The sequence below is a fragment of the Paenibacillus sp. DS2015 genome (assembly GCF_050433705.1).
Lineage (GTDB): Bacteria > Bacillota > Bacilli > Paenibacillales > Paenibacillaceae > Paenibacillus_AQ.
In genome coordinates this window covers 46,553-66,654 of the sequence record NZ_JBNPWS010000026.1, presented here as the reverse complement: position 1 = coordinate 66,654, position 20,102 = coordinate 46,553, and the positions used below count along the sequence as shown (strand labels likewise).

At 42.5% G+C, this 20,102-nt stretch carries 19 protein-coding genes and 1 other RNA gene; 3 read left to right on the top strand and 17 right to left on the bottom strand.

Annotated elements, in window-relative coordinates; genetic code table 11:
- Positions 1-319: 319 nt before the first annotated feature.
- The 3 genes from J2T13_RS19535 to J2T13_RS19525 form a co-directional block, all read right to left on the bottom strand.
- A complete protein-coding gene (locus tag J2T13_RS19535; protein ID WP_429374037.1) occupies positions 320-3,676 on the bottom strand; it encodes a cadherin-like beta sandwich domain-containing protein in 3,357 nt (1,118 codons plus the stop codon).
- Positions 3,677-4,026: 350 nt separating this feature from the next.
- The gene (locus J2T13_RS19530) at positions 4,027-4,818 is read right to left on the bottom strand and encodes a sensor domain-containing protein (RefSeq protein WP_429374036.1); all 792 of its coding nucleotides are present in this window, start codon (positions 4,816-4,818) and stop codon (positions 4,027-4,029) included.
- Positions 4,819-5,164: 346 nt separating this feature from the next.
- Positions 5,165-5,653: a MarR family transcriptional regulator gene (locus J2T13_RS19525; protein WP_429374035.1), complete on the bottom strand. Its 489-nt coding sequence runs from the start codon at positions 5,651-5,653 to the stop codon at positions 5,165-5,167.
- A gap of 161 nt (positions 5,654-5,814) precedes the next feature.
- On the opposite strand from J2T13_RS19525, the gene J2T13_RS19520 reads away from it, so the two are divergent.
- Complete coding sequence (locus J2T13_RS19520) at positions 5,815-6,564, top strand: NADPH-dependent oxidoreductase (RefSeq protein ID WP_429374034.1); 750 nt, start codon at positions 5,815-5,817, stop codon at positions 6,562-6,564.
- A gap of 137 nt (positions 6,565-6,701) precedes the next feature.
- On the opposite strand, the gene J2T13_RS19515 is transcribed toward J2T13_RS19520, so the two are convergent.
- A complete protein-coding gene (locus J2T13_RS19515; protein ID WP_429374033.1) occupies positions 6,702-7,349 on the bottom strand; it encodes a 2OG-Fe(II) oxygenase in 648 nt (215 codons plus the stop codon).
- Positions 7,350-7,574: 225 nt separating this feature from the next.
- Between J2T13_RS19515 and J2T13_RS19510 the strand changes: the two genes are divergently transcribed.
- Positions 7,575-7,709: a hypothetical protein gene (locus J2T13_RS19510; protein WP_429374032.1), complete on the top strand. Its 135-nt coding sequence runs from the start codon at positions 7,575-7,577 to the stop codon at positions 7,707-7,709.
- A gap of 104 nt (positions 7,710-7,813) precedes the next feature.
- The gene (locus tag J2T13_RS19505; protein WP_429374031.1) at positions 7,814-9,493 is read left to right on the top strand and encodes a copper amine oxidase N-terminal domain-containing protein; all 1,680 of its coding nucleotides are present in this window, start codon (positions 7,814-7,816) and stop codon (positions 9,491-9,493) included.
- 286 nt (positions 9,494-9,779) lie between these two features.
- On the opposite strand, the gene J2T13_RS19500 is transcribed toward J2T13_RS19505, so the two are convergent.
- The 13 genes from J2T13_RS19500 to smpB form a co-directional block, all read right to left on the bottom strand.
- Entirely contained in the window at positions 9,780-10,190 is a 411-nt protein-coding gene (locus J2T13_RS19500; protein WP_429374030.1) for a hypothetical protein, read from the bottom strand.
- Complete coding sequence (locus tag J2T13_RS19495; protein WP_429374029.1) at positions 10,187-10,630, bottom strand: LytTR family DNA-binding domain-containing protein; 444 nt, start codon at positions 10,628-10,630, stop codon at positions 10,187-10,189. The genes J2T13_RS19500 and J2T13_RS19495 overlap by 4 nt, the downstream gene beginning before the upstream one ends.
- Positions 10,631-11,079: 449 nt before the next feature.
- The gene (locus tag J2T13_RS19490) at positions 11,080-11,526 is read right to left on the bottom strand and encodes a DUF6376 family protein (RefSeq protein WP_429374028.1); all 447 of its coding nucleotides are present in this window, start codon (positions 11,524-11,526) and stop codon (positions 11,080-11,082) included.
- 387 nt (positions 11,527-11,913) lie between these two features.
- On the bottom strand, positions 11,914-12,762 hold the full coding sequence (locus tag J2T13_RS19485; RefSeq protein ID WP_429374027.1) for a CPBP family glutamic-type intramembrane protease: 849 nt from the start codon (positions 12,760-12,762) through the stop codon (positions 11,914-11,916).
- 15 nt (positions 12,763-12,777) lie between these two features.
- The gene (locus tag J2T13_RS19480) at positions 12,778-13,326 is read right to left on the bottom strand and encodes a PadR family transcriptional regulator (RefSeq protein ID WP_429374026.1); all 549 of its coding nucleotides are present in this window, start codon (positions 13,324-13,326) and stop codon (positions 12,778-12,780) included.
- 409 nt (positions 13,327-13,735) lie between these two features.
- Positions 13,736-14,467 (bottom strand): Fic/DOC family protein, encoded by a 732-nt coding sequence (locus J2T13_RS19475; protein WP_429374025.1) that lies wholly within the window; start codon positions 14,465-14,467, stop codon positions 13,736-13,738.
- Entirely contained in the window at positions 14,440-15,192 is a 753-nt protein-coding gene (gene istB / locus J2T13_RS19470; protein ID WP_429374041.1) for an IS21-like element helper ATPase IstB, read from the bottom strand. Before istB ends, J2T13_RS19475 begins: the two co-directional genes overlap by 28 nt.
- A gap of 23 nt (positions 15,193-15,215) precedes the next feature.
- Positions 15,216-16,799, bottom strand: a complete 1,584-nt coding sequence (istA, locus tag J2T13_RS19465) for an IS21 family transposase (protein ID WP_429374024.1) — start codon at positions 16,797-16,799, stop codon at positions 15,216-15,218.
- Between the two features lie 115 nt (positions 16,800-16,914).
- Positions 16,915-17,094 (bottom strand): hypothetical protein, encoded by a 180-nt coding sequence (locus J2T13_RS19460; protein ID WP_429374023.1) that lies wholly within the window; start codon positions 17,092-17,094, stop codon positions 16,915-16,917.
- A 394-nt stretch (positions 17,095-17,488) separates the two neighbouring features.
- Positions 17,489-18,163: a hypothetical protein gene (locus tag J2T13_RS19455; protein ID WP_429374022.1), complete on the bottom strand. Its 675-nt coding sequence runs from the start codon at positions 18,161-18,163 to the stop codon at positions 17,489-17,491.
- Positions 18,164-18,426: 263 nt separating this feature from the next.
- Positions 18,427-18,579, bottom strand: a complete 153-nt coding sequence (locus tag J2T13_RS19450; protein WP_429374021.1) for a Fic family protein — start codon at positions 18,577-18,579, stop codon at positions 18,427-18,429.
- 390 nt (positions 18,580-18,969) lie between these two features.
- Positions 18,970-19,334: a transfer-messenger RNA gene (gene ssrA, locus J2T13_RS19445) on the bottom strand.
- 235 nt (positions 19,335-19,569) lie between these two features.
- Positions 19,570-20,052 (bottom strand): SsrA-binding protein SmpB, encoded by a 483-nt coding sequence (gene smpB / locus J2T13_RS19440; RefSeq protein ID WP_429374020.1) that lies wholly within the window; start codon positions 20,050-20,052, stop codon positions 19,570-19,572.
- Between the last annotated feature and the right edge of the window lie 50 nt (positions 20,053-20,102).

The following is a 20,102-nucleotide window of genomic DNA, read 5'->3' as shown; positions in this document are numbered from 1 at the left end:
AACGTTATTCTATTCGGTTCTTCAACGGGTGTCGGCGTTGCCCTAGATTTCACTCTCACATCCCCTTAACTAGTTAATATTCTTGTTCTCGGTTCAACCAGTGGTACTCCTGGATTTGGTTATCTCCAAGCACCCATGCTGGGCGCTGAACGCACAACAAAGAAGACACCTAAACGGTGTCTCTTCTGATAATAGGTATGGAGGCAAGCCGTGGCTTAGCAAATCCACAATTCGCCGCCGCATCACTTAGAATGTTTAGGGAGGTAGCTTAAGTGATTAAAGTCAATTGAATAATTTTATATATTCGCTAATTCTCCCTTTAAATCAGATCAGACTTCTTCAATAATTGTTGCAACATGATCGTTACTTCCGCTCTTGTGACGCTTACCTTCGCCGCAATGGTAGCATCGCTTCTACCTGTGATGATCCCCGCCAAGATGCAAGCCGCTACGTCGCTTTGCGCCCACGAGGCTACCTGTCCGCCATCCGCGAATGGTCGAAGCGTTACGATCGCGTCTTGAACCGGAAGCCGATCCTTTAATCCGGTAAGCGTCATCGCCTTAGAAATTATCGTCATTGCTTGCTCGCGTGTAATCATCTCCATCGCTCGGAAGCTTCCGTCTTCAAATCCACTGATTAATTGATACTGTTTCGCAGTCCGAACTGCGTCGCTATACCAATCCGAAGATTTCACATCCACAAAGCCTGTGGCGTCGCTCTCCGGCTTTAATCCCAGTACGCGTACGACAATTTCCGCAAACTCGGCACGTGTAATCGGTTTGTCAGGGCTGAATAAACCCTCTCCCGTGCCTTGCACGACCAACCGGGAGCCCATGTCGTTAATCGCTTGCTTACCCCAATGATGCTCAACATCGCTAAACTCCACATGGCTCCATATTACCGAATAAGTACTGTTCGTTAAGCTATTGATAATCGCGAAATATTTGCCCTCTTGTTGAATAACCTTTGTAGGCACGTGACGAATCGTTCCATTCGCATCGATAATTACGCCTGTCGTAATTCGGCTCGGATCGATGCTATCCGGTATAGCGATCGAACGTTCGATGAAAGCGTTAAACTTTGCTACTTCCACCTGTTGATTGCCATAGATGGCTCTCACGGTAAAGTCAAGCGGCGGAACGATAAGGGTGATGTTCAAATTTTCTGCCGCATCATCGACGAACTTGATGTTATCCCTAGTGGGTGAGGCTATTTCCAACTGAACTATAATGTCTTTAAGATCCACCGATGTCCCAACTTGTCGCAATATGGCATCAATATTGATTTGTTGAGCCGGAATTCTGTAGCTGCCTTTTTCCGACTTGATTTCCAGATCGGCATTGTATTCTTCTAACATTTTGATCATAAGGCCGTTTAACTCACCTATCAAAACATCGGAAGGGTTGTTGACCGAGATCGTCACAACGGAGCGTTCACCACTCAGCTTCAGCATCTCAACGAGCTTGTTCGGATCGATGGCTATGGTAGTGACCGTTTGCTCATTCCTTCGTGAAGTTGTTATCGTGCCAGCGTTTACCGCTTTGCCGTTGATCAAGATTACCGTATTCGCGTCCGTGTCGATTATATCTTGCGTCCCGCCGCTGTTGCTGTTATTGCTGTTATTGCCGTTATTGCCGTTATTGCCGTTGTTCGCCCGTGTTACTGTGACGGCGTAGCTCTTCTTCGTAATGCCGTCTTTCGCGGTAACCTCAACCATAATTGCGTTGTCCCCAACGCTCAGCGCCGTTGCTTTCGCTTGTCCGCTCGCGACGGCCGAACCGTTCACCAAAATCGTGGCATCGGCATCCTCCACCGTCGGCGTGACTTCGAGGCTCGTCACGTCGCTACCGACGCTTGCTGTGTAGCTCGTCGTCGCCGTATTGAATGTCGGCGATAGTGTGCCCGCACTCAGCGTCAGTCCGCTCAAGTTGGCGCTAGCGTATGTCGCCCGCGTTACCGTGACGGCGTAGCCTTTATTCGTAATGCCGTCTTTCGAGGTAACCTCAACCGAAATCGCGTTGTTCCCAACGTTCAGCGCCGTTGCTTTCGCTTGCCCACTCGCGACGGCCGAACCGTTCACCGTCACCGTTGCCGTGGCATCCGCCGCCGTCGGCGTGACGTCGACGCTCATAACTTCATTGCCGACGCTTGCCGTGTAGCTCGTTGTCGCCGTATTGAATGTCGGCGATAGTGTGCCCGCACTCAGCGTCAGTCTGCTCAAGTCAGCACTACCATATGTCGCCCGCGTAACCGTGACGGCGTAGCCTTTATTCGTGGTGCCGTCTTTCGCGGTGACCTGAACCGCAATCGTGTTATCCCCAACGTTCAGCGCCGTTGCTTTCGCTTGCCCACTCGCGACGGCCGAACCGTTCACCGTCACCGTGGCATCAACATCCGCTGTCGTTGGCGTTACATCTATACTCGTCACTTCATTAGCGACGCCCGCCGTGTAGCTTGTTGTCTCCGCACTGAATGCTGGCGATAATGTACCGCTACTCAGCGTCAGTCCGCTCAAATCGGAGCTAACCCCGAATTTCATAAGACGGTCGGCCATAAACGGAATCATCCAAACATTTTCCCCATCATAAACGCCGCCAAAAAACGCATTATTTTGTTTCGCAAACCCACTTGGCCAATTGTTGTATCCCGTCATTTTACCTGTTGCCGAGTCAACCTTGATTAGCCGATCGGCATTGTTCGGAATGAGCCAAATACTAGTGCCATCATACACGCCACCTGCAAAGCTGCCGCTCCCTTTTGTAAATCCGCTAGGCCATCCATAGTATCCGGTCATGACTTTGGTTGCCGTATTGATTTTAACCAGCTGAGTGGCATTAGACGGAATCAGCCATATATTCGTTCCATCGAAGACGCCTCCCGAGAATGCATCCGCACCTTTGGTGAACCCGCTAGGCCAATTGTTGAATCCAGTCATATTCCCGGTTGCCGGATCAACCTTGATTAGTCGATCGGCATTGCTCGGAATGAGCCAAATACTAGTACCATCAAATATCGAACCATAAAATGGATAAGTTCCAAGGGTCGTTCCGCTTGGCCAACTATTGTAACTAGTCATTGCGCCAGTCGTTGCATCAACCTTTATTAAGCGACTGCCAGAATAGGGGGAAAGCCATATGTTGGTACCGTCAAAAGTACCACCAATAAATTGATCGCTTCCTTTCGATCCACCTGGCCAGCTGCTATAACCCGTCATTACACCAGTAGTCGCGTTAACTTTGATAATCTGATTTGCACTATATGGAATTAGCCATATGTTAGTTCCGTCATAAACGCCTCCAGCAAATGCATTGCTCCCCTTAGTGAAGCCGGCGGGCCAATTGCTATATCCCGTCATTTCCCCTGTGGACGGATTGACCTTGATCAATCGGTCGGCATTATAAGGGATCATCCATATACTCGTGCCGTCATAAACTCCGCCGATGAAGGCACTCGATCCCCTTGTAAATCCGCTTGGCCAGTCCTGGTATCCCGTAAAAGCGGTTCCCACCACTTCATTCGCAGCAATAGGGCCGCTATATCCGATCCCGTCCTGACTGGAGAGGTTTGCAGCCGCTGCAACGGTAGATACGCTACCAATGCCTGCGCCGAACTTGCTCGGAATTATGCCCGTTGTAAAAAGAACTATTAAAACCATAACTGCTAATTTTCTACTCATCCTTGTCACCGTTCTTTCATCCTTTCGCAGAGAATACTTTGGGACTACTATACTAAAAAAAAGGACGGCCAAGTAGTGAGTGTTGTCATTAGTTTTGTCATATTACAAAATGGTATTATATGTAAATACGGAGACAGAGAAGCACAGCTTGCTTCAACCCGAGACAACAAAAAAAAGCAGCCATCACAGAGGATACTCTGCAACAACTGCTTTCTAAGAGCTCAAGATTTTCATGTGAAAAAAATAAACTCAGGGATTCATTGTGAAACTAGAGTCCCTGAGTTTTATTAATTCTACCTCATTCATAGAGGGATTAGCACTTTTACGATATGCATAAAAAAAGAGAGCTTCTAAAGCTCTCTATAAGATGGCTGCATCATCCCTTGAGTGGGCTGCTCCTCTTGGTACTCATAATATTGCGACTGAACCGGCGCATGCATTTGTGACTCCACTGGAACTGACGAATGCTGATATGGCTCATCCACATACATGATTCTACGCTGAATTTGCATGAGTCCATTCACGACGTGAAGCGCGATCCAAAAAAGTACAAGGCCAACACTTACGTACAGCAGATATTGCTGATTATAAGTCCAATCGATATGAAAATAACTAAACAAGGTATTCTCTAAAATATCAAGCTGCATTTCATTCATCAAAATGATATGCACGACTGGAAGAGCAATAAATCCTAGTCCTAGTGAAATCACCGTCACCATTATAACAAAGAATATAATGCCTGTTACAAATCTTAGTAATACGAGCAGCAGATTTCGAATGAATAGCCCGCCGTCAAAACCTCTCACCATTCGCATCAACCAGTTCTGCCCAGCTTCAGACTGTTGATTGTAGGTATGCGAAACGAGAGGAGTAGGTAAACCTAAAATTTGTCTAATTATGCTTTGTTCAAAATTCACAATCCCATTCAACAGCTTAGCTACTCCAAAAAACAGCGGAATTCCGATAAATATTGGAGTTAATCCGATGGATAGTGCGAGTCCCGTTATCGCTACTGTAAAATAGATAATCCCTAACGGGAGAGATATCAATAAATAGAGGATCGTTGCATAGGTTTTTGGATTAAAAAGCGCCCAATTCACCTTGCCTGATGGCACCTTTGCAGTCGCTTCTACTGCCTTCATATTCAAACACTCCTTTGGCTTCATAAGTCACGCTCTGAGTTATATATCCATTATAACTGCCTTATTTGCCTGACATAACCGTCTTAGGTGGGGGCTGAACCTAGACTTTAGGCTAGGTTTGGAACCATTTCCCTCTGAATTATGTAACACTTTCCGAGTTCCTTTTCTGGCTCAACCTCGAAATCAGTGTTTGATTAATTAGTTAAGCTTGGTTTTGAGCCCCTTTTCTAACACAAAAAAAACATCTTTTAGGGTGTCTTTTTGTGTGTGCTCCATATGGAGGCGAGCTACGGGGATGCATAACCATAATCTATATTGAGCACGCGTGCGGTTTAGACTTCGCAACTTACCGCAGACTGGCCAGCTTCTCTAGAAAGTCTGCCACGATTTCCAACGACACTGTATCGAAACTTGATAACAATTCCATCGCTTTTTGATCCTTCTCCTGATGGAATACCCGATGCAGTTCGGCCAATTCGGCGCCGAGCGGTGTCACGGAGAAATAAATTTCTTTCAGGTTGTCCGGCAGCTGGGTTTTCCGAATCAGACCCTGATCCAGCAATTTGCGAGTAATTTTGGAGACGGCGCCTTTCGTTATCTCCATATCACGGGCGATATCGACCCCTTTAATGCCTTCATGCGTATTAATGACGTCCAACACATGCAGGCTTGAGACGGATAGGCGGGGCAGCATCTTTTTTAGCCGGTCGTCAGAGATGTGCTCCATGAGCCAAAGCCGATCCTGGTCCTCGTCGGTTTCGCTGATGAGGAGCCGGTACACTGACTTTTCGATGCGGTTTTTGAGCTGAAACAAATCATCATTCATATCTGGCATAAGGCAAGCCTACCTTTTTTCTTTTCATTATATCATGGTTTCCGCGGAAACAATTTGACAGGGTAACTTTTTCTTGTTATTATTGTTTCCATGGAAACCATTTGACGGAATACGGTCTTCATACAGCTTCTACAAAAACCAACTATTTGGAGGGAATTTTAATGAATGAGGTCATGCAAGTGATCCGCCAGCATCGCTCCATCCGTAAGTTTAAAAATATTCCGTTGACTGGCGAGCAAATCGAAGCCATTGTCGATGCAGCGCAAATGGCACCGACCTCGGCGCATATGCAGCCGTTCTCGATCATCGGCGTTACCGATCAGGAACTGCGGAAGAAGATCGCGGTGCATTCGAAAAATCCGTGGATTGAGGAATGCGGGTACTTCTTTATTTTTTGCACCGATCTTCATCGGATCATGTTGGCCGCCGGCCCGGATCAACAAGAAAAAATGGCCCGTAACCTGAGCTTCTCGTATTTTTACCAAACCGCGGTGTTGAGCGCCGCGCTTGCCTTGCAAAATGCCAATGTGGCGGCCGAATCGATGGGACTCGGAGCCGTGATTATCGGCGGAATTAACGAGGCCCTGCCCGCACTAGACGAATGGCTTGGCCTGCCGGACTTCGTCATTCCTTTGGTCGGTCTTGCAGTAGGCGTTCCCGACGAGTTCCCCGAGCAAAAGCCGCGGTTGCCGCGATCCGCCGTCTTTTTTGAAAACCAGTATGAAGATGATCTTGATCTTAAAGCAAAGGTCGAAAGATATGACCGGGAAATTGAAGAGTACTATGGCGCGCGAACGAATAACAAACAAAGGGCAAGCTGGTCCGGGAAATTCATCGCCATGCTGGATGAAGATTTGCCGTTGGGCGGATATACGGAATATGTAAAAAGCAAAGGATTTGATCTGAAATAGTGAGAATCGTGTATAAAGAGCATGTTGACCTTATCCTATAGCTTCATATCCCTGAAACGCAAAATCCACAACCGGATTCGGTTGTGGATTTAACCTGACTTTCCATTGCTTCCAAACCACTCAATACATGATCACACCTAGGATAAGCGAAGGGCCTGTCTTCTCATCCACATCGTTGCAACCCACTTTTCCCCTTTGATCACTGGTGTACCTGCATGCAAGGTGAGATCATTTAATTCATGGTTACTATAAAAATATTCGAAGTAGACCGCCATACCTTTGCTAGGAAAAATAGAAAGATTAAGCATGGGAAATGTCGTTTCTCCGCCTTCCTCCACATCATTCAAATACATCACGAGCGTACTAATTCGATTGTTGGCACTTGCTCGACTCGTTTCTGCGAAGAAATCATAATGAGGTTGATACTCTTGACCAGGGATATACAGCAGAACTTGCAAGCCATCACCATTCTCAACAGGAATATTCATTATTTGAGAGAATCGCTTCTCGATTCTTGTAACCGTCTCATTCTCCTCACAGAACACCCCGCTGCTCGTTCTAACTTGATTGACCACATGATCTTGGCCTATTTTTGAACGTTGCAATTGTTCCCTAGAATGTTTAATTAGCTCATCGCATTCCTCATTGCTAAGCACATTTCCTAGTACGACAACCAGTGGTGCCTCATATTTGGCAAGAATTCGAATCTCTCGATCTTCTGTCTTAATCGTATTTCCAGCATGATCAAATATCGTCCGTTCTTTCTCTGTCGTATTGCCTATCATCCTTATGCAGCCCCTATAGTATGACATCAGCATAAAAATAACATACCATAAAATGGAATTATTAGCTCTACTAACTTCAGAAAGGGAAAAATAATCAAACTGTCTGGTATTGGTGGAGGGGAGCCTTGGCTGTACAAATCCACAACTCGTCGAAGTATTCCTACTATTAAGTCTGACACAATGGAATCCGAACCGTCATCACCGTATCTTCACTCCAACTGTCTCATGAAAACGAATCCCGCCAAAAATTTTATTGAACGCTATCATTTAACTAATCTTAGTACATTGCAAATCACTGAAAGACAGGCAACGGGATACTTACTGTTAGCAGCAAGCGGCACGTACTTCCTTATGGAGTAAATACGTATAAACACTTCGTCTTTTTTCATTATTCTGTTGTTTCTGAAAGTCGAAAAATAAAGTATAATGCATTCTGTTGGAATAATATAGGGGGTATTAAGCACATGAAGAAAATTCGCTGTAATTCTTTGATTCTTTTATTACTTATCGTTACCTTGCTTCCCTTCGGTAGTTTCGCCAACGCTAGTGGCGCTGGAAACTCAGAAATCAACGTATCAATCGACGGACGCTTCGTCAGCTTCGACGTCCCACCTCAAATGATCAATGGACGCGTTATGGTTCCACTTCGCCAGATCTTCGAAGGTCTTGGAGCCAAAGTTGGTTGGAACGAAAAAAACCAAACTGTCTCAGGTAACAAAGGTGATATAGCAGTAGCTCTCGTCCTGAACGAAAAGAAAGCTACTGTTAATGGCAAGACCGTAACACTGGATGCACCCTCCACACAAATCAAAGGTCGTACATTCGTACCCGCTCGCTTTGTTGCAGAAAGCCTCGGTGCCGACGTAAAGTGGGACAACGCTAAACAACAAGTAATCATTACTACTGGTGCCGCAGTCGTCCAGCTTGATAACTACTTCTTCGTCTACAACAGCAGTAAGGTGGCCGCTACCGACCTTGACGCGATTAGAAGATTCTCCACCAATTTTAAGAGCACCAATAACATCATCTTCGACGCGAGCCAATACGCAACTGCACCGAAACTGTATGACGCTCTGAAGGCAGAACAGGCAAAGCTCGGTGGCAAGATCGCCGGAATCCAAATCTTCGGTCTGGCGAGCGACGTGCCTTCCTTCTCCTACGTCCATAAGTTGAAGCCCTTAGAAGGTAATTCCGAATGGAACGGCGTTGAGCACAACAAGAACGAAAAGTTCGTGTCCGACCTCTTCTACTCCAACTTCAACAGCGACAGCAAATACCTGACGGATGTCACCGTCTACGGTATCATTCAGGAGAATCAGCAGATCAGCATCGTTCCGGAATGGTCTGTCTCGCGCCTTCCGCTGACGAAAGGGGAAATCTCCAAGTATGTCAGCAACTATGAGGCTTACCGCAAGCAGATCGAAGGCAAGTCCGTTCCGACCGTCGCGATCTCGGCCCCTTACGAAATTCAAGATGATATCGCTCAGGACGACATTGCCTATTTCATGAAGCGAATGAAAGAGGAAAAAGAATTCGGTCTCTTCAGTAATACTGATCTTCGCATCTACTATAAGGATCTCGCCGCGAATCTGGCGAAGGAGAATAACTCCGGGGTAATGGATCTCGTAGTGGGTAGCGATGGAGGTACCGAGGGAGCCGCTCTGAAAAAGAGTGGAAAGGATTACTTCTTCGACCGCAAAAGCGCGGCCAGCCTGAACTCCAACTACTATACGGCCTTTTTCTGGGGCATGGGTTCCGCCAAGGGACTGGACACGAACAGCATCATCCACGACGGAATGGCGAAAGGGAAGATGATCAACCCTATCGCCTATACCGTTCCGACCTACAACAGAGATGTCGCGAATTACCTGTGGCTCCCGATCCCCACGCCGGTAGGAGAGACAGGAGACGACTGGCACGACTACATCGCGGTGGACAAGGAACTTCTGAAGGAAAATAATCCGTTTTTCTTTGTCTACAAGTACTATGAGGCAATCGAGAGTGGTAAGAAGCGTCTACAAAGCTTCCACGAAGCACAGGCAGCGTACGCCAATCTAACCGTAAGCAATAAGCAGAATCTGCGGGCGGCGCTAGGCTACGAGAACGTTATCTCGCTGCACTATCTCGGACTGGCAGATTACTAATGGTCGGTGGGCCTATCGGATTCTTTCGATAGGCCCATCTTTTTTCTAAGCTTTCTTGGGGCGAATACCATCTAGAGTTATTGAAGGTGGGGCTGATGACCCCTTATACTCAGCCGTCCCAGACAAGAAGAACAGTAAGTCTCATCTGAAAACAAAAGAAGATATTATCATGAATGCAAACGTAAAACGCCTCAGAAAGTATAGAGAAACCTTGGAGGCTTTTACAATCACCTTTAATCTTCTAAAGATAGATGGTGAAGTATTTATTCCAAGCAATCAGAAATCGTTACTTCAGAATCTTGTTCAACTCTTCAGCCTTCTTTTTACTATCCATTCTAGCGTAAAAATAAAAGGCAATGGTATGCAATACAACAGATAACAACAACATCCCCGGAAACCAAGGTGCTATGAAATGAAACATATCTTTTGAAAATAACCAAACAGCGACGATTCCGCCTAAAGTATTGAAAGTTGAAGAGATAACAATATTCCAAATTGGTTTTAAAGTGAAGTGATTCCATAGGACATTATAAATAACCCCAAATATTGCGGCTGAAATCATAGCGATACCTACAACATTCCACATATATACGATACGGATCGATTGATCCTTAAAAAAAACAGTTACAAGTAAGATCACCCACAATAAAGTCACAGTAAATACTTGAAAAAATGAATGTTTCAATTGGTTTATCATGATAGTTTCCCCCTAAAATTTTTAATGTAAAACCGACTGACAAAGTAGCTGGAATTGTCATTTAATATCACTTTAATTCTTGCATTATCTGTTGATGAAAACTCCTTAATATAGCTTGTATTCACGATGGTTTGATTATTAATTTTCAAAAAGTGTGAATTCAGGCTTTCTTCGACAAATTTCAATCGTTTATTGAGAAGAAACATTTCTCCGGTAATAACACGTATACTACACATTCGATCTTCCGATTCTATAACTGCAATAGAACTTAACAAGATTTGAACATTACGGTTATTTTTAGCGTTGATGACTACAATCTTTTTTTCAGTGTTATTTAGTGCTTCTTCAATATGTATCCAATTTTCTTGTTCAGCAGGATTGGTTATGACTTTTGTAATACTTCGATCTATCCCTGCATCAGCTTCAAATATAACCTTCAATTTTATGCCTCCTCCCTCTCACAACTCATATTACTTGCGAAATATAGTTAAAACTACTATATTACGTTTTCTTGCATTATCTTGTCTGTTTGTTACATCAGACGTCGGATTGTACTATAAAAGTAAAGTACAGCAGATGCCATAAACCTAGTAACAGCAAACATGTTACAGAACAAACAAAAAAGACACCTAAACGCTACGGTGTCTCTTCTGATAATAAGTATGGAGGCGAACCGTGGCGTGGTAAATCCACATTCGCCACCGAAGGGTGCTTGGAGAGGTGGCTTACACATTCGCACTGCTCGTTGGGTCAGCCTGATTGTCTACTTCCGTTCGACCCAGGCGAGACCGAGAAGCGTATCCCATTATAGTGTCCTTATCCCAATCAGTAACCTATAAAAAGGACTATAACAACGGTTTAAACACCCAAGTCCCTAACTTGTCTTTTCTTACTGTCCCAATTGTTTAATTTGTTTAATGGCATTTGATATACCCTGCAAAGGCTGAAATATTTCTATATTTTCAAGTGCTGCAGGATTAAGCTTGCCGTCCTCAATATCGTTAAGAAGAAAATCAATTCCTTCTCCGGCTTTCTGGTTGTGATCAATAATTTGCTGATGGAGATCAGTTGCTATTTCTGGTACTTGAAGTTCATTAAACGTCCCCATCTCTTCCTTCATATCCTTTAGCTTTGTCTCCAGTTCCAATAATGTCTGTTCATTGCTGACGGCTTGCTTAGCAAGGGCAGGAACTTCACTTACAAAAGTATCTACATTATTTGCATAATCAGTAGCTTCAGTAACATACGTTACGGTATTATTTACATCTTCAAGTAATGAGCAACCTCCAAGAACCAACACTGCTGCTGTGGATAAAGTAATAAAAAGTTTTTTCACTTCAACAACCTCCATTATTATTATTTATATTATGTGCATTATTGTCTCTAGACTTCCAACACTTATTTTACATAGATTCTTTCTAATGGAGGCGAGGGGAGTCGAACACCTGTCCGAAAATATTGGCACATAAGATGCGCTTCGCGATGGGTGTAGTTACAGTTTTGATGTCACCTGAAAGTCATTGCGGAGCAATGGCTAGCACCGAAAGCATATGCTGTATCGCCCCGTAACCCGCTATGCGTTGAGTCAGCCTGATTGTCTTCTTCAGCTCACCCAGGCGTTGATGAGACAACGTATTTCACTATTGGTTAGCCCCTAGTCTAGTCACATGGACGATGCTAGGTAGGAGTACACTCACAGTTTATTTTTCATGCATAAATAATTTTATTTAGTATCATTCGATGTCATCGTTGAACTCTGCTCCCGTTTGTTCTTTCGCATCTTATACAACCATATACCAGTAATCGCAGTAATCAATATGGCCAGTACTCCTTCAGGACTGGGCGTTACCAAATAGTTGAATTCCGTTCGTATATTCAGATATTTATGTAATATAAGGCTGTCTACAAAAGCATTTCCTATAGTATGCATAATTACAGCTGGCCACACACTATTCGTTCTAAGCCGTATTTCTCCATACACGATGGATTGAACAATAAGTCCTATCATAACTCGTGGAATAAAAGTGATCATACCTTCTGTAGTGTCTGTTAGAATTAATAAGTAGGGAATATGCCACGCGGCCCAGATTACTCCGACGTAAATATGAATTAAAAGTCTGTTGTATCCAAGGGAGAACAGCTTCGGAGTTAGATAACCTCTCCACGCAAATTCTTCAAATATATTTTTTGTAAAACTAGGTATGAGAGCTGCTGCAAATACAGTTAAAAATAAAGGGGACAAAATGGATGCATCCATCAACTTTAAGTTGTGTCCAATCAACACGATAATTATTGTACTAATAGGAAAAAAAAGTATACTCACAAGATAAAGAAATATATTCTTTTTGAATCTTGGCTTAATACCCAAATCTCTCCATCCATCTCCCCTAAATGTACGAATAATAATCATTCCGAGAAGAGGTGAAACAATCCATATAAGCTGTCCAAGACTGCCACTAGCATCTGTAGTAGCTTTCAAATCCACAAGACGTCCGACCCACCCACAACTCAATACAATGAGTGAAAAAACAATAATATTCCTCAGCGTTTTTTTATCATTTACTTTCATCATATCCCCCCCTACATATCAGTTATCATTTCTTAATTGTCTTAAGTATTTCTCATACCACTCATTCAGAAAAATATAATAATCCATTCCAAATTGTAATGTAGCCATTCTGCTTTTTATCTTTCCATTCTCCAATGCTTGCTCACTATTCTTAATCTGTTCTAATGAAATTTGTTCCATTCTCCTCATAATAGCTATTACATTTTTAATTTCATGCAAATACTCTTCTATCATTTCTAGTTGCCTATCTAGCTCAACATAATTCGAGAAAAAAATCTTAACAAGTGCTGGGTCTCTAGGTTTTTCTAAGGATATTTCCTCATCTGCCCATTCTATAAATTCTTTCTCCCCTTCTTTTGTAATTGCATAGACTTTCTTTACTCTCGCTCCTTGATATTCTTCAGAAAATGTAACATGCCCGTTCTGAAGCAGCTTTTTCAAAGCCGGTTGAATACTTCCTTGACTTGAATTGTAAAAAAATCCTGTGCTCATTTCCATATTTTTTTTGATATCATAGGATGATTTGTCACCATCTAAAAGCAATCCCAGAATTATTTTGTCCTGCATAATTACCATCACTCCATTATATCTATTAGACATGTCTGCTAGATCCATTTTTTATTAACTATAAAATAGCTCATTACCTTGACAATGTCAATCCGTAATAATTGATTTTCATCGTGCAAGAGAGCTACCAACTATACTATTACAGCCTTCTTAAGAACGAAAACTCAGTCACACCAAGTCTCCAGTAACTTCACCACATATACAGAACAAACAAAAGAGACACCAAAATGGTGTCTCTTCTGATAATAAGTATGGAGGCGAGGGGAGTCGAACCCCTGTCCGAAAATATCGACACATAAGATGCGCTTCGCGATGGGTGTAGTTACAGATTTGATGTTACCCTAAAAACTCGTACACAGGTTATTAATCATGTCGCTTACATACATGATTAAATAAACTACGTAAAAACCTATTCATTTTTCTTTGTGATTGTATATAAAACATTGTTTAATCTTGTATTGTCGAAAGGTGACTGAATCATAGCCTTCAGCATTGTAGAAGCATCAACACTTCCCCAATCTATACTATAATTAGACTCTAGTGCTATACAACGTATAAACTCCCGTTGAGTACGACCATTCCCCTCTCTAAATGGATGAAGTACATTCAACTCTGTAAGATAATACGTTAATCTCTCTATAAACATATCGAATGGTAGATTCTTTAATATATCCTCATTTCTAAGTTCATCAAGTAGTTGATCCGTTTGACTCACCAAGAATTGTACATTAGCAAAAAGAAAGTTATCTTTAGCAATATCCTCATCACGTAATTCTCCCGCAAAAGGATAAACATCTTTAAAAATAAATCTATGGATATTACATAAATGACTGCGGTTGTATTTATCCTTTAATGGCTTTAAATAGAGCAATCTTAGTCGGTCTAGAGTTACAATTCTTTCAAATGCATCCAATTGTTTTTGTTCTATAAATCCTGGTACATTAATCAACACATCACTATCTGGATAACAATACCTTGAATTACTGTAATTGTCAACTGAAAATTCCCCCACATGAGCATTTAAAACTCCCCCACCTATGAAATAATAGTACAACGTAGATGAGGAAATTTCTCCAAGCGATAGATAGGTGGATTGGTGGAGTAGTGCTTCAATTATCCTAGTTGCTGCTTTAATAACCACTCCTTCGTTTCCTTCATGCGATACGAATTCCCATTCATATTCACGATGTAGGATTGATGCGTCAAGCGATCAATCATAGCTGCGGTCATGACGGGGTCTTGGAAAATCTCTCCCCAACGTTCAAATGACAAATTGGTTGTAATAATCGTAGATTTACGACCGGCACGAAGGGACAGATGAGTAAATAAGAGCTCCGATCCTTCCTTGTCAAATGAAATGTAACCCATCTCATCGGCAATAACTAGATCGTATTTCTCGAACCGATTCTGAAAGGCACGAAGTGTTTGCTGTGATCGGCATTCTTTAATCTGGTTAATCAGCAAGGGGACTGTCGTGAACCACACCTTATAGCCCTCCATACAAGCCTTAATCCCGAGTCCCAAAGCTAGATGGGTCTTACCCGTACCTGGATTTCCAGACAAGATGACGTTGCGTCCCTCCTTAATAAAGTCTAAGCTTTTCAATTGCTTCAGCTTCTTTTGTGCATCTTCAGGCAAATCGTTGACGGATAAATCCTCTAGATATTTCTTGTGTGTGAATTTGGCTGAACGAATACGGTTGTACCGAGATGCTTCAAGCCTTGCATCACATTCCTTTTGCAGCAGATGTGCCAAAAGCTCTTCATAGCACATCTCCTTTTGATTTGCTTCTTGAATCTGCTCTTCGACATGTTGCCGTATCATTGAAAGTTTCAATTCCGTACAGGACGTCATGACGGACTCCATCCATGCTTTTCGTGGGGATTGACTCATGCAATCACCTCTTTCATTTGTATAGTGTGTGTGCCGAACAGTTCGTCATATTGACGTAATTGTGCTTTAGCATGCGTTAATATGGCCTGAGAGGCTTTTGAATATTGTAGAGGAGGCGCTGTTATATCTCGTCTTTTTGCACATAACGCTTTTATTTTATCTGTCGTTACATGGCTCGGGTGTATATGGCATAATTGCTGAATGCTATGTTGCACTTCTTCCAGATTGGCTTCGTTAAACATATATTGTAGCAACTCTACAAAATCCTTTTCATGTCTGGTATAATAAGTCTCATATATATGTTTGATGTGGGATTGAGCCTGCGCAAGTGCCGTGCTACCGGCTAATGCGCCAGGCTTTTTCTTTAGGGTTTCAAGGTAATGACCAAGTTCCAATCGCCATTCATGACATCCAACCAGTCGGTGATGTTCAGCGATCTTCGTTTCCTCAACAAAACATTGAATGAGACCAGAGTAGATTTTAACGAAGACGAGCTTACCCACAAGATGATCGGGAACGGAGTAATGGTTCTGGTCCACAACGACCGTTGCATATTTATCCACTCGTGCATGTGTGACACGTGCTGCGTCAAAGCTAGGCAATTTTGCTAATAAGAAAGGTCGTTCCTCCTCTAAACAAACGGTCGCTGACTTACCCTCCCGGAGGTCTTGAGACTTATTGTTCAGTCGATCACATATTTCTAGTAGATAGATATTAGCTTCCTCCAAGGTCTCAAACGTATCCCGAAAGGCGAATGCTTTACGACGCGCGACCTCAACGGTTCGCTCCACATGACCTTTTTCGTTGCCACTACGGACGTTACAGAATCGAAACCCAAAGCCATAGTAAATGGATAGTTGTAGCAGTCCATCCGTGGGTTCTTTCTCTCTACCGACAAAGCGTTTAACTGCAACTTTCATATTGTCGTAGACAAGAGTTTTATACACACCGTTTACTTGTTCGAAGAATCTGGCATGGGCCTCTTGAAAGCACTCTGTGGTTTGTTTAGTGAACAGATAAGCATAACGAAAGTTCCCATAAGCAGAGGTGAAAGCAGCCATTTGGAATACACGAAGCGTTCCATTCACCGTAAGTTTGACTTCACCCCAATCGAATTCACATACATCACCAGGTTCATATGAAGCTTTAATATAGGCTTCTTTCGTTTGTTGTTCTAGTTGCCTAATGACACGTAACACAGTGCTGTAACTGATATCTGCACCATCTGCCGCCATGGCTTCATATATATCCATCGGCTTCTTTTGCTGTTTACGCTGCCCTTTTTGTCGTTTCACTTCATTCTCATTTAGATGCTTCTGAATGGTTTGCTCCATAGTTTCTGTTAATTTACGCTTGGGTCGTTTTCCTGTTGTATACGTCGGGGTTTCTACAATATTACGAATAAGCTCAATCTGCCCACCTTCTCCACGGAGCAGTTCCTTTCTTTGTTCTTCATATTTCTCAATGTATTTACGAATGGTCTTACGATCCACTCCTGTCATTCGGCCAATCTCTCTCTGTGATCTTCCTTCTCGATAATGCATCAAGATAATATTCTGTTTTTGAATCAAACTGATCATCTCTCCCAACCCCCACATCATCGTTATGATTCTATGGGTTATATCGGTTTGGGTGGGGGAGTTTTAAATGATTACGTTGGCGTACTTTTAAGTTAACAGATACAAATTACCTTGATCATACACCTTTTGCAATTTCCATAGCACGAGATAAAAATTCAGTATCCCCTAACTCACCGTTAACTCGTCTTACTACTAATTGTTCTTCTTTAGTAGTAAGATACATCCCTTCAATTGCAAGTGATGCTTTAGCATAGAGTAAAGCATTCATTTTTGTCTTATCAGAATACTTCTTCACAAGTGACATCCTCTTCTTACTCCGACTTACTACATTTATATTCATATAGTCTGTCCGCCTTTCCTAAAGAAAATACCTTCTACAACTAATTATATCAAAAAAACAGTGCTATAAGTAGACTTCACCATTCTTAAGATTTGTTTTCAACTACAAAAAGGGCTAACTTGACAGGCTATACTATCAAACATGCTTTGCTGGATCACATAAAAAGTTCCATTCATACTTGTTCCTAAACCACACCAATAGAACATGGGGCTACTTTCTATGCTATAAATGGTCTTAATGTCGAAGGGGACAAACATGTCCCGTCCATGATATGGGATGTACAAGAAACAACGTATCCAGTCTAGTATCATCCAAGCGATAAAGATCCGTTCCTCTTGATCTAAAATACTTACGATTTGGTCACGAACAGCTTCTCTTTGACGTTATCCAAAACATATATTTTTTCATTTTCAGTTTGGGTATAACTTACTTCTAGATCCTTCCCCAATCTCCACTGTTTAATTAACTCTTTTGAGGAGTTCCAATACATTCTTACCACTTCAGGTTCAAAGATTTGGTAACCATTAATCCAAATCTCTGGTCGCTTCCCTTTGTCATTATATACACAAAGAGTTGCTTTATTAGGACCTCCAAGTCTAAACACTATAGTAAATCCCTTAGACCGTCTTCTTAGGTTATCCACCTCTTTCCAAGCCATGATATTAAAATAAGATTCGCAAACTTTTTTTTCAGAATGACTATAACAGTCCCCACACCCACCACAAGTAAGCTCGATTGCATTATTATGATCATAACTGAGCCCAGTACAAACCCTAAAAGCATAGACTATGTAACATTTAGGACAGTTTAAGCAATCATCAGTAACCTCTTTCAATAAATTCAAAAATTCAACAATCATCTCCTGTGTAAACTCCGGTGTATCATCCGACGTCATGTCGCGGATCATCATAGTTCCTTGCTTAAATAAAGAAAATAAGGCCCCTTTTTCAATCATTTTTTTAATAAAGCGTTTGTAATCAACCATCTGGAATTCATTTTCTTTTTCTCGAGTCATTAACGTCATAATCATTCTCCCAATCTATTATTATAGTGATTAGTATTACCAAACAATAGATTCGTAAACAAGGAAAACGTCCTCATGTCTATGTTAGCTTATAATGTATGAATGTAGCCTCTCAGACAACAAAGTAACCTTAAAATAGAGAGCCACTAAAGTTCACCTTTAAGCAAAACAAAACCCAGTCCTCTGCGGACTGGGTTTACAACGTTGATACGAGGAGAGTTGCCACCTGTGTGAGCATGATCCATTACCATATAATACTCACTTCAATACTCTTTTGGAATGACAATAGGAGAATAACCGTTTTTCATTAGTTCAAAATTTAGTAACCATCGTGCTGTTCTTCCATTCCCATCAATGAAAGGATGGAATCCAACAAAATCAACATGAACAATCGATGCCCTTTCAATGGGATGCAACCTTTCGCCCTCAAGCTCATACCAGCAGATAAATCCGCATTTCTTGGATTATCCGGATTTATGGTCCTTGCTATCTGGTCTGGATCAATGATAACCCCAACGTAATCCTTCATTTGAAAACTGATTGTGCTTTTCCCCGCCCCATTGGTACCCGCAAAAACGGTCAATATAGCTTGATCATTAGTCATGATTCACAAGTTCAGTACGTTTCCCAGTTATATCGTAAATGATTTCAAATTTTCCCCCACTGGCATCTTCTCGTATCCGTTTGCCATCATATGAGTTTCTATATTTACAACTATTATACCATACCCAACTGCTAATCCAGATATGAAATGCCGTAAAATGATACAAAAAAAGACACCTAAACGGTGTCTCTTCTGATAATAAGTATGGAGGCGAGGGGAGTCGAACCCCTGTCCGAAAATATCGACACATAAGATTCTACGGGTGTAGTCACAGTTTTGATGTCACCCGAGTATCGCCCCGTAACCGGCTATACGTTGGGTCAGCCTGATTATCTTCTTCAGCTCACCCCAGGCGGAGATGAGACAGCGTATTCCACTACTGGTTAGCCCCTAGCCTAGTCACATGGACGATGCTAGGTAGGAGCACGCTCACAGTTTCTTAGGCTGCGAAAGCGTAGTTGTTTTGAGTTTTGCCATTTAATAGGCTTTAGCGTTGATAAAGCGGACGCGTCCCCACTACCCGCTACCCATGCTCAAACTATCCCCGTCGAATCCATAAACGCCCCCTTAATATAAAGGGCTTCTAGGATAGAATCTTGAGTAGCCAAGACATGATGTTCTATTCAGTATCCTTTTCCTCCATGAAAAAGGACCACTAGAAGGTAATCATTTAACAAGATCTAACGATCTCGTATAACTTAGTATATCACATTTCCACTGCTCTATGATACTTAGTTCAAGGAATTTCAGGTGATGATTGCCAATAGGGGTCATGAGACACGTAGTCCTCACCATTCCTTACCTATCTTGCAATCTTCTGCTTCTCACGTAACGCACGCTGTATATCACGCTGTGCATCGCGTTTGGCAGCTGTATCACGTTTGTCATACTCCTTCTTCCCTCTACCAAGACCCAATAGCAGCTTCGCATATCCATTACGAATATAAATCTTAAGTGGAACAATAGTATAGCCTTCTTGCTTCGAAAGTCCAATCAGTTTCTTAATTTGGAGCTTGTGCATAAGCAATTTACGTGTTCTTGTAGGGTCAATCGGATTGCTACGGTTCCCCTGTTCAAAAGGGCTGATGTGCATATTGTGAATATTGATTTCACCATTCCGAATGGTTGCAAACGCATCTCCGATGTTCGATCTGCCTGTTCGTAGCGACTTAATCTCTGTGCCTGTCAACACCATACCAGCTTCATACGTTTCTTCTATAAAATAATCATGGGAAGCTTTCTTGTTCTGGGCCAAGACCTTCCCGTCACCATGATTCTTACCCATGTTCTCACTCCTTAGATCATTATAAAAAAAAGGATTTCTGGATTCAAGCG

Coding starts and splice junctions, on each gene's coding strand:
- J2T13_RS19535 (WP_429374037.1), bottom strand. CDS start 3,676: ATGAGTAGAAAATTAGCAGTTATGGTTTTAATAGTTCTTTTTACAACG.
- J2T13_RS19530 (WP_429374036.1), bottom strand. CDS start 4,818: ATGAAGGCAGTAGAAGCGACTGCAAAGGTGCCATCAGGCAAGGTGAAT.
- J2T13_RS19525 (WP_429374035.1), bottom strand. CDS start 5,653: ATGCCAGATATGAATGATGATTTGTTTCAGCTCAAAAACCGCATCGAA.
- J2T13_RS19520 (WP_429374034.1), top strand. CDS start 5,815: ATGAATGAGGTCATGCAAGTGATCCGCCAGCATCGCTCCATCCGTAAG.
- J2T13_RS19515 (WP_429374033.1), bottom strand. CDS start 7,349: ATGATAGGCAATACGACAGAGAAAGAACGGACGATATTTGATCATGCT.
- J2T13_RS19510 (WP_429374032.1), top strand. CDS start 7,575: ATGAAAACGAATCCCGCCAAAAATTTTATTGAACGCTATCATTTAACT.
- J2T13_RS19505 (WP_429374031.1), top strand. CDS start 7,814: ATGAAGAAAATTCGCTGTAATTCTTTGATTCTTTTATTACTTATCGTT.
- J2T13_RS19500 (WP_429374030.1), bottom strand. CDS start 10,190: ATGATAAACCAATTGAAACATTCATTTTTTCAAGTATTTACTGTGACT.
- J2T13_RS19485 (WP_429374027.1), bottom strand. CDS start 12,762: ATGATGAAAGTAAATGATAAAAAAACGCTGAGGAATATTATTGTTTTT.
- J2T13_RS19480 (WP_429374026.1), bottom strand. CDS start 13,326: ATGCAGGACAAAATAATTCTGGGATTGCTTTTAGATGGTGACAAATCA.
- istB (WP_429374041.1), bottom strand. CDS start 15,192: ATGGAGTCCGTCATGACGTCCTGTACGGAATTGAAACTTTCAATGATA.
- istA (WP_429374024.1), bottom strand. CDS start 16,799: ATGATCAGTTTGATTCAAAAACAGAATATTATCTTGATGCATTATCGA.
- J2T13_RS19455 (WP_429374022.1), bottom strand. CDS start 18,163: ATGACGTTAATGACTCGAGAAAAAGAAAATGAATTCCAGATGGTTGAT.
- smpB (WP_429374020.1), bottom strand. CDS start 20,052: ATGGGTAAGAATCATGGTGACGGGAAGGTCTTGGCCCAGAACAAGAAA.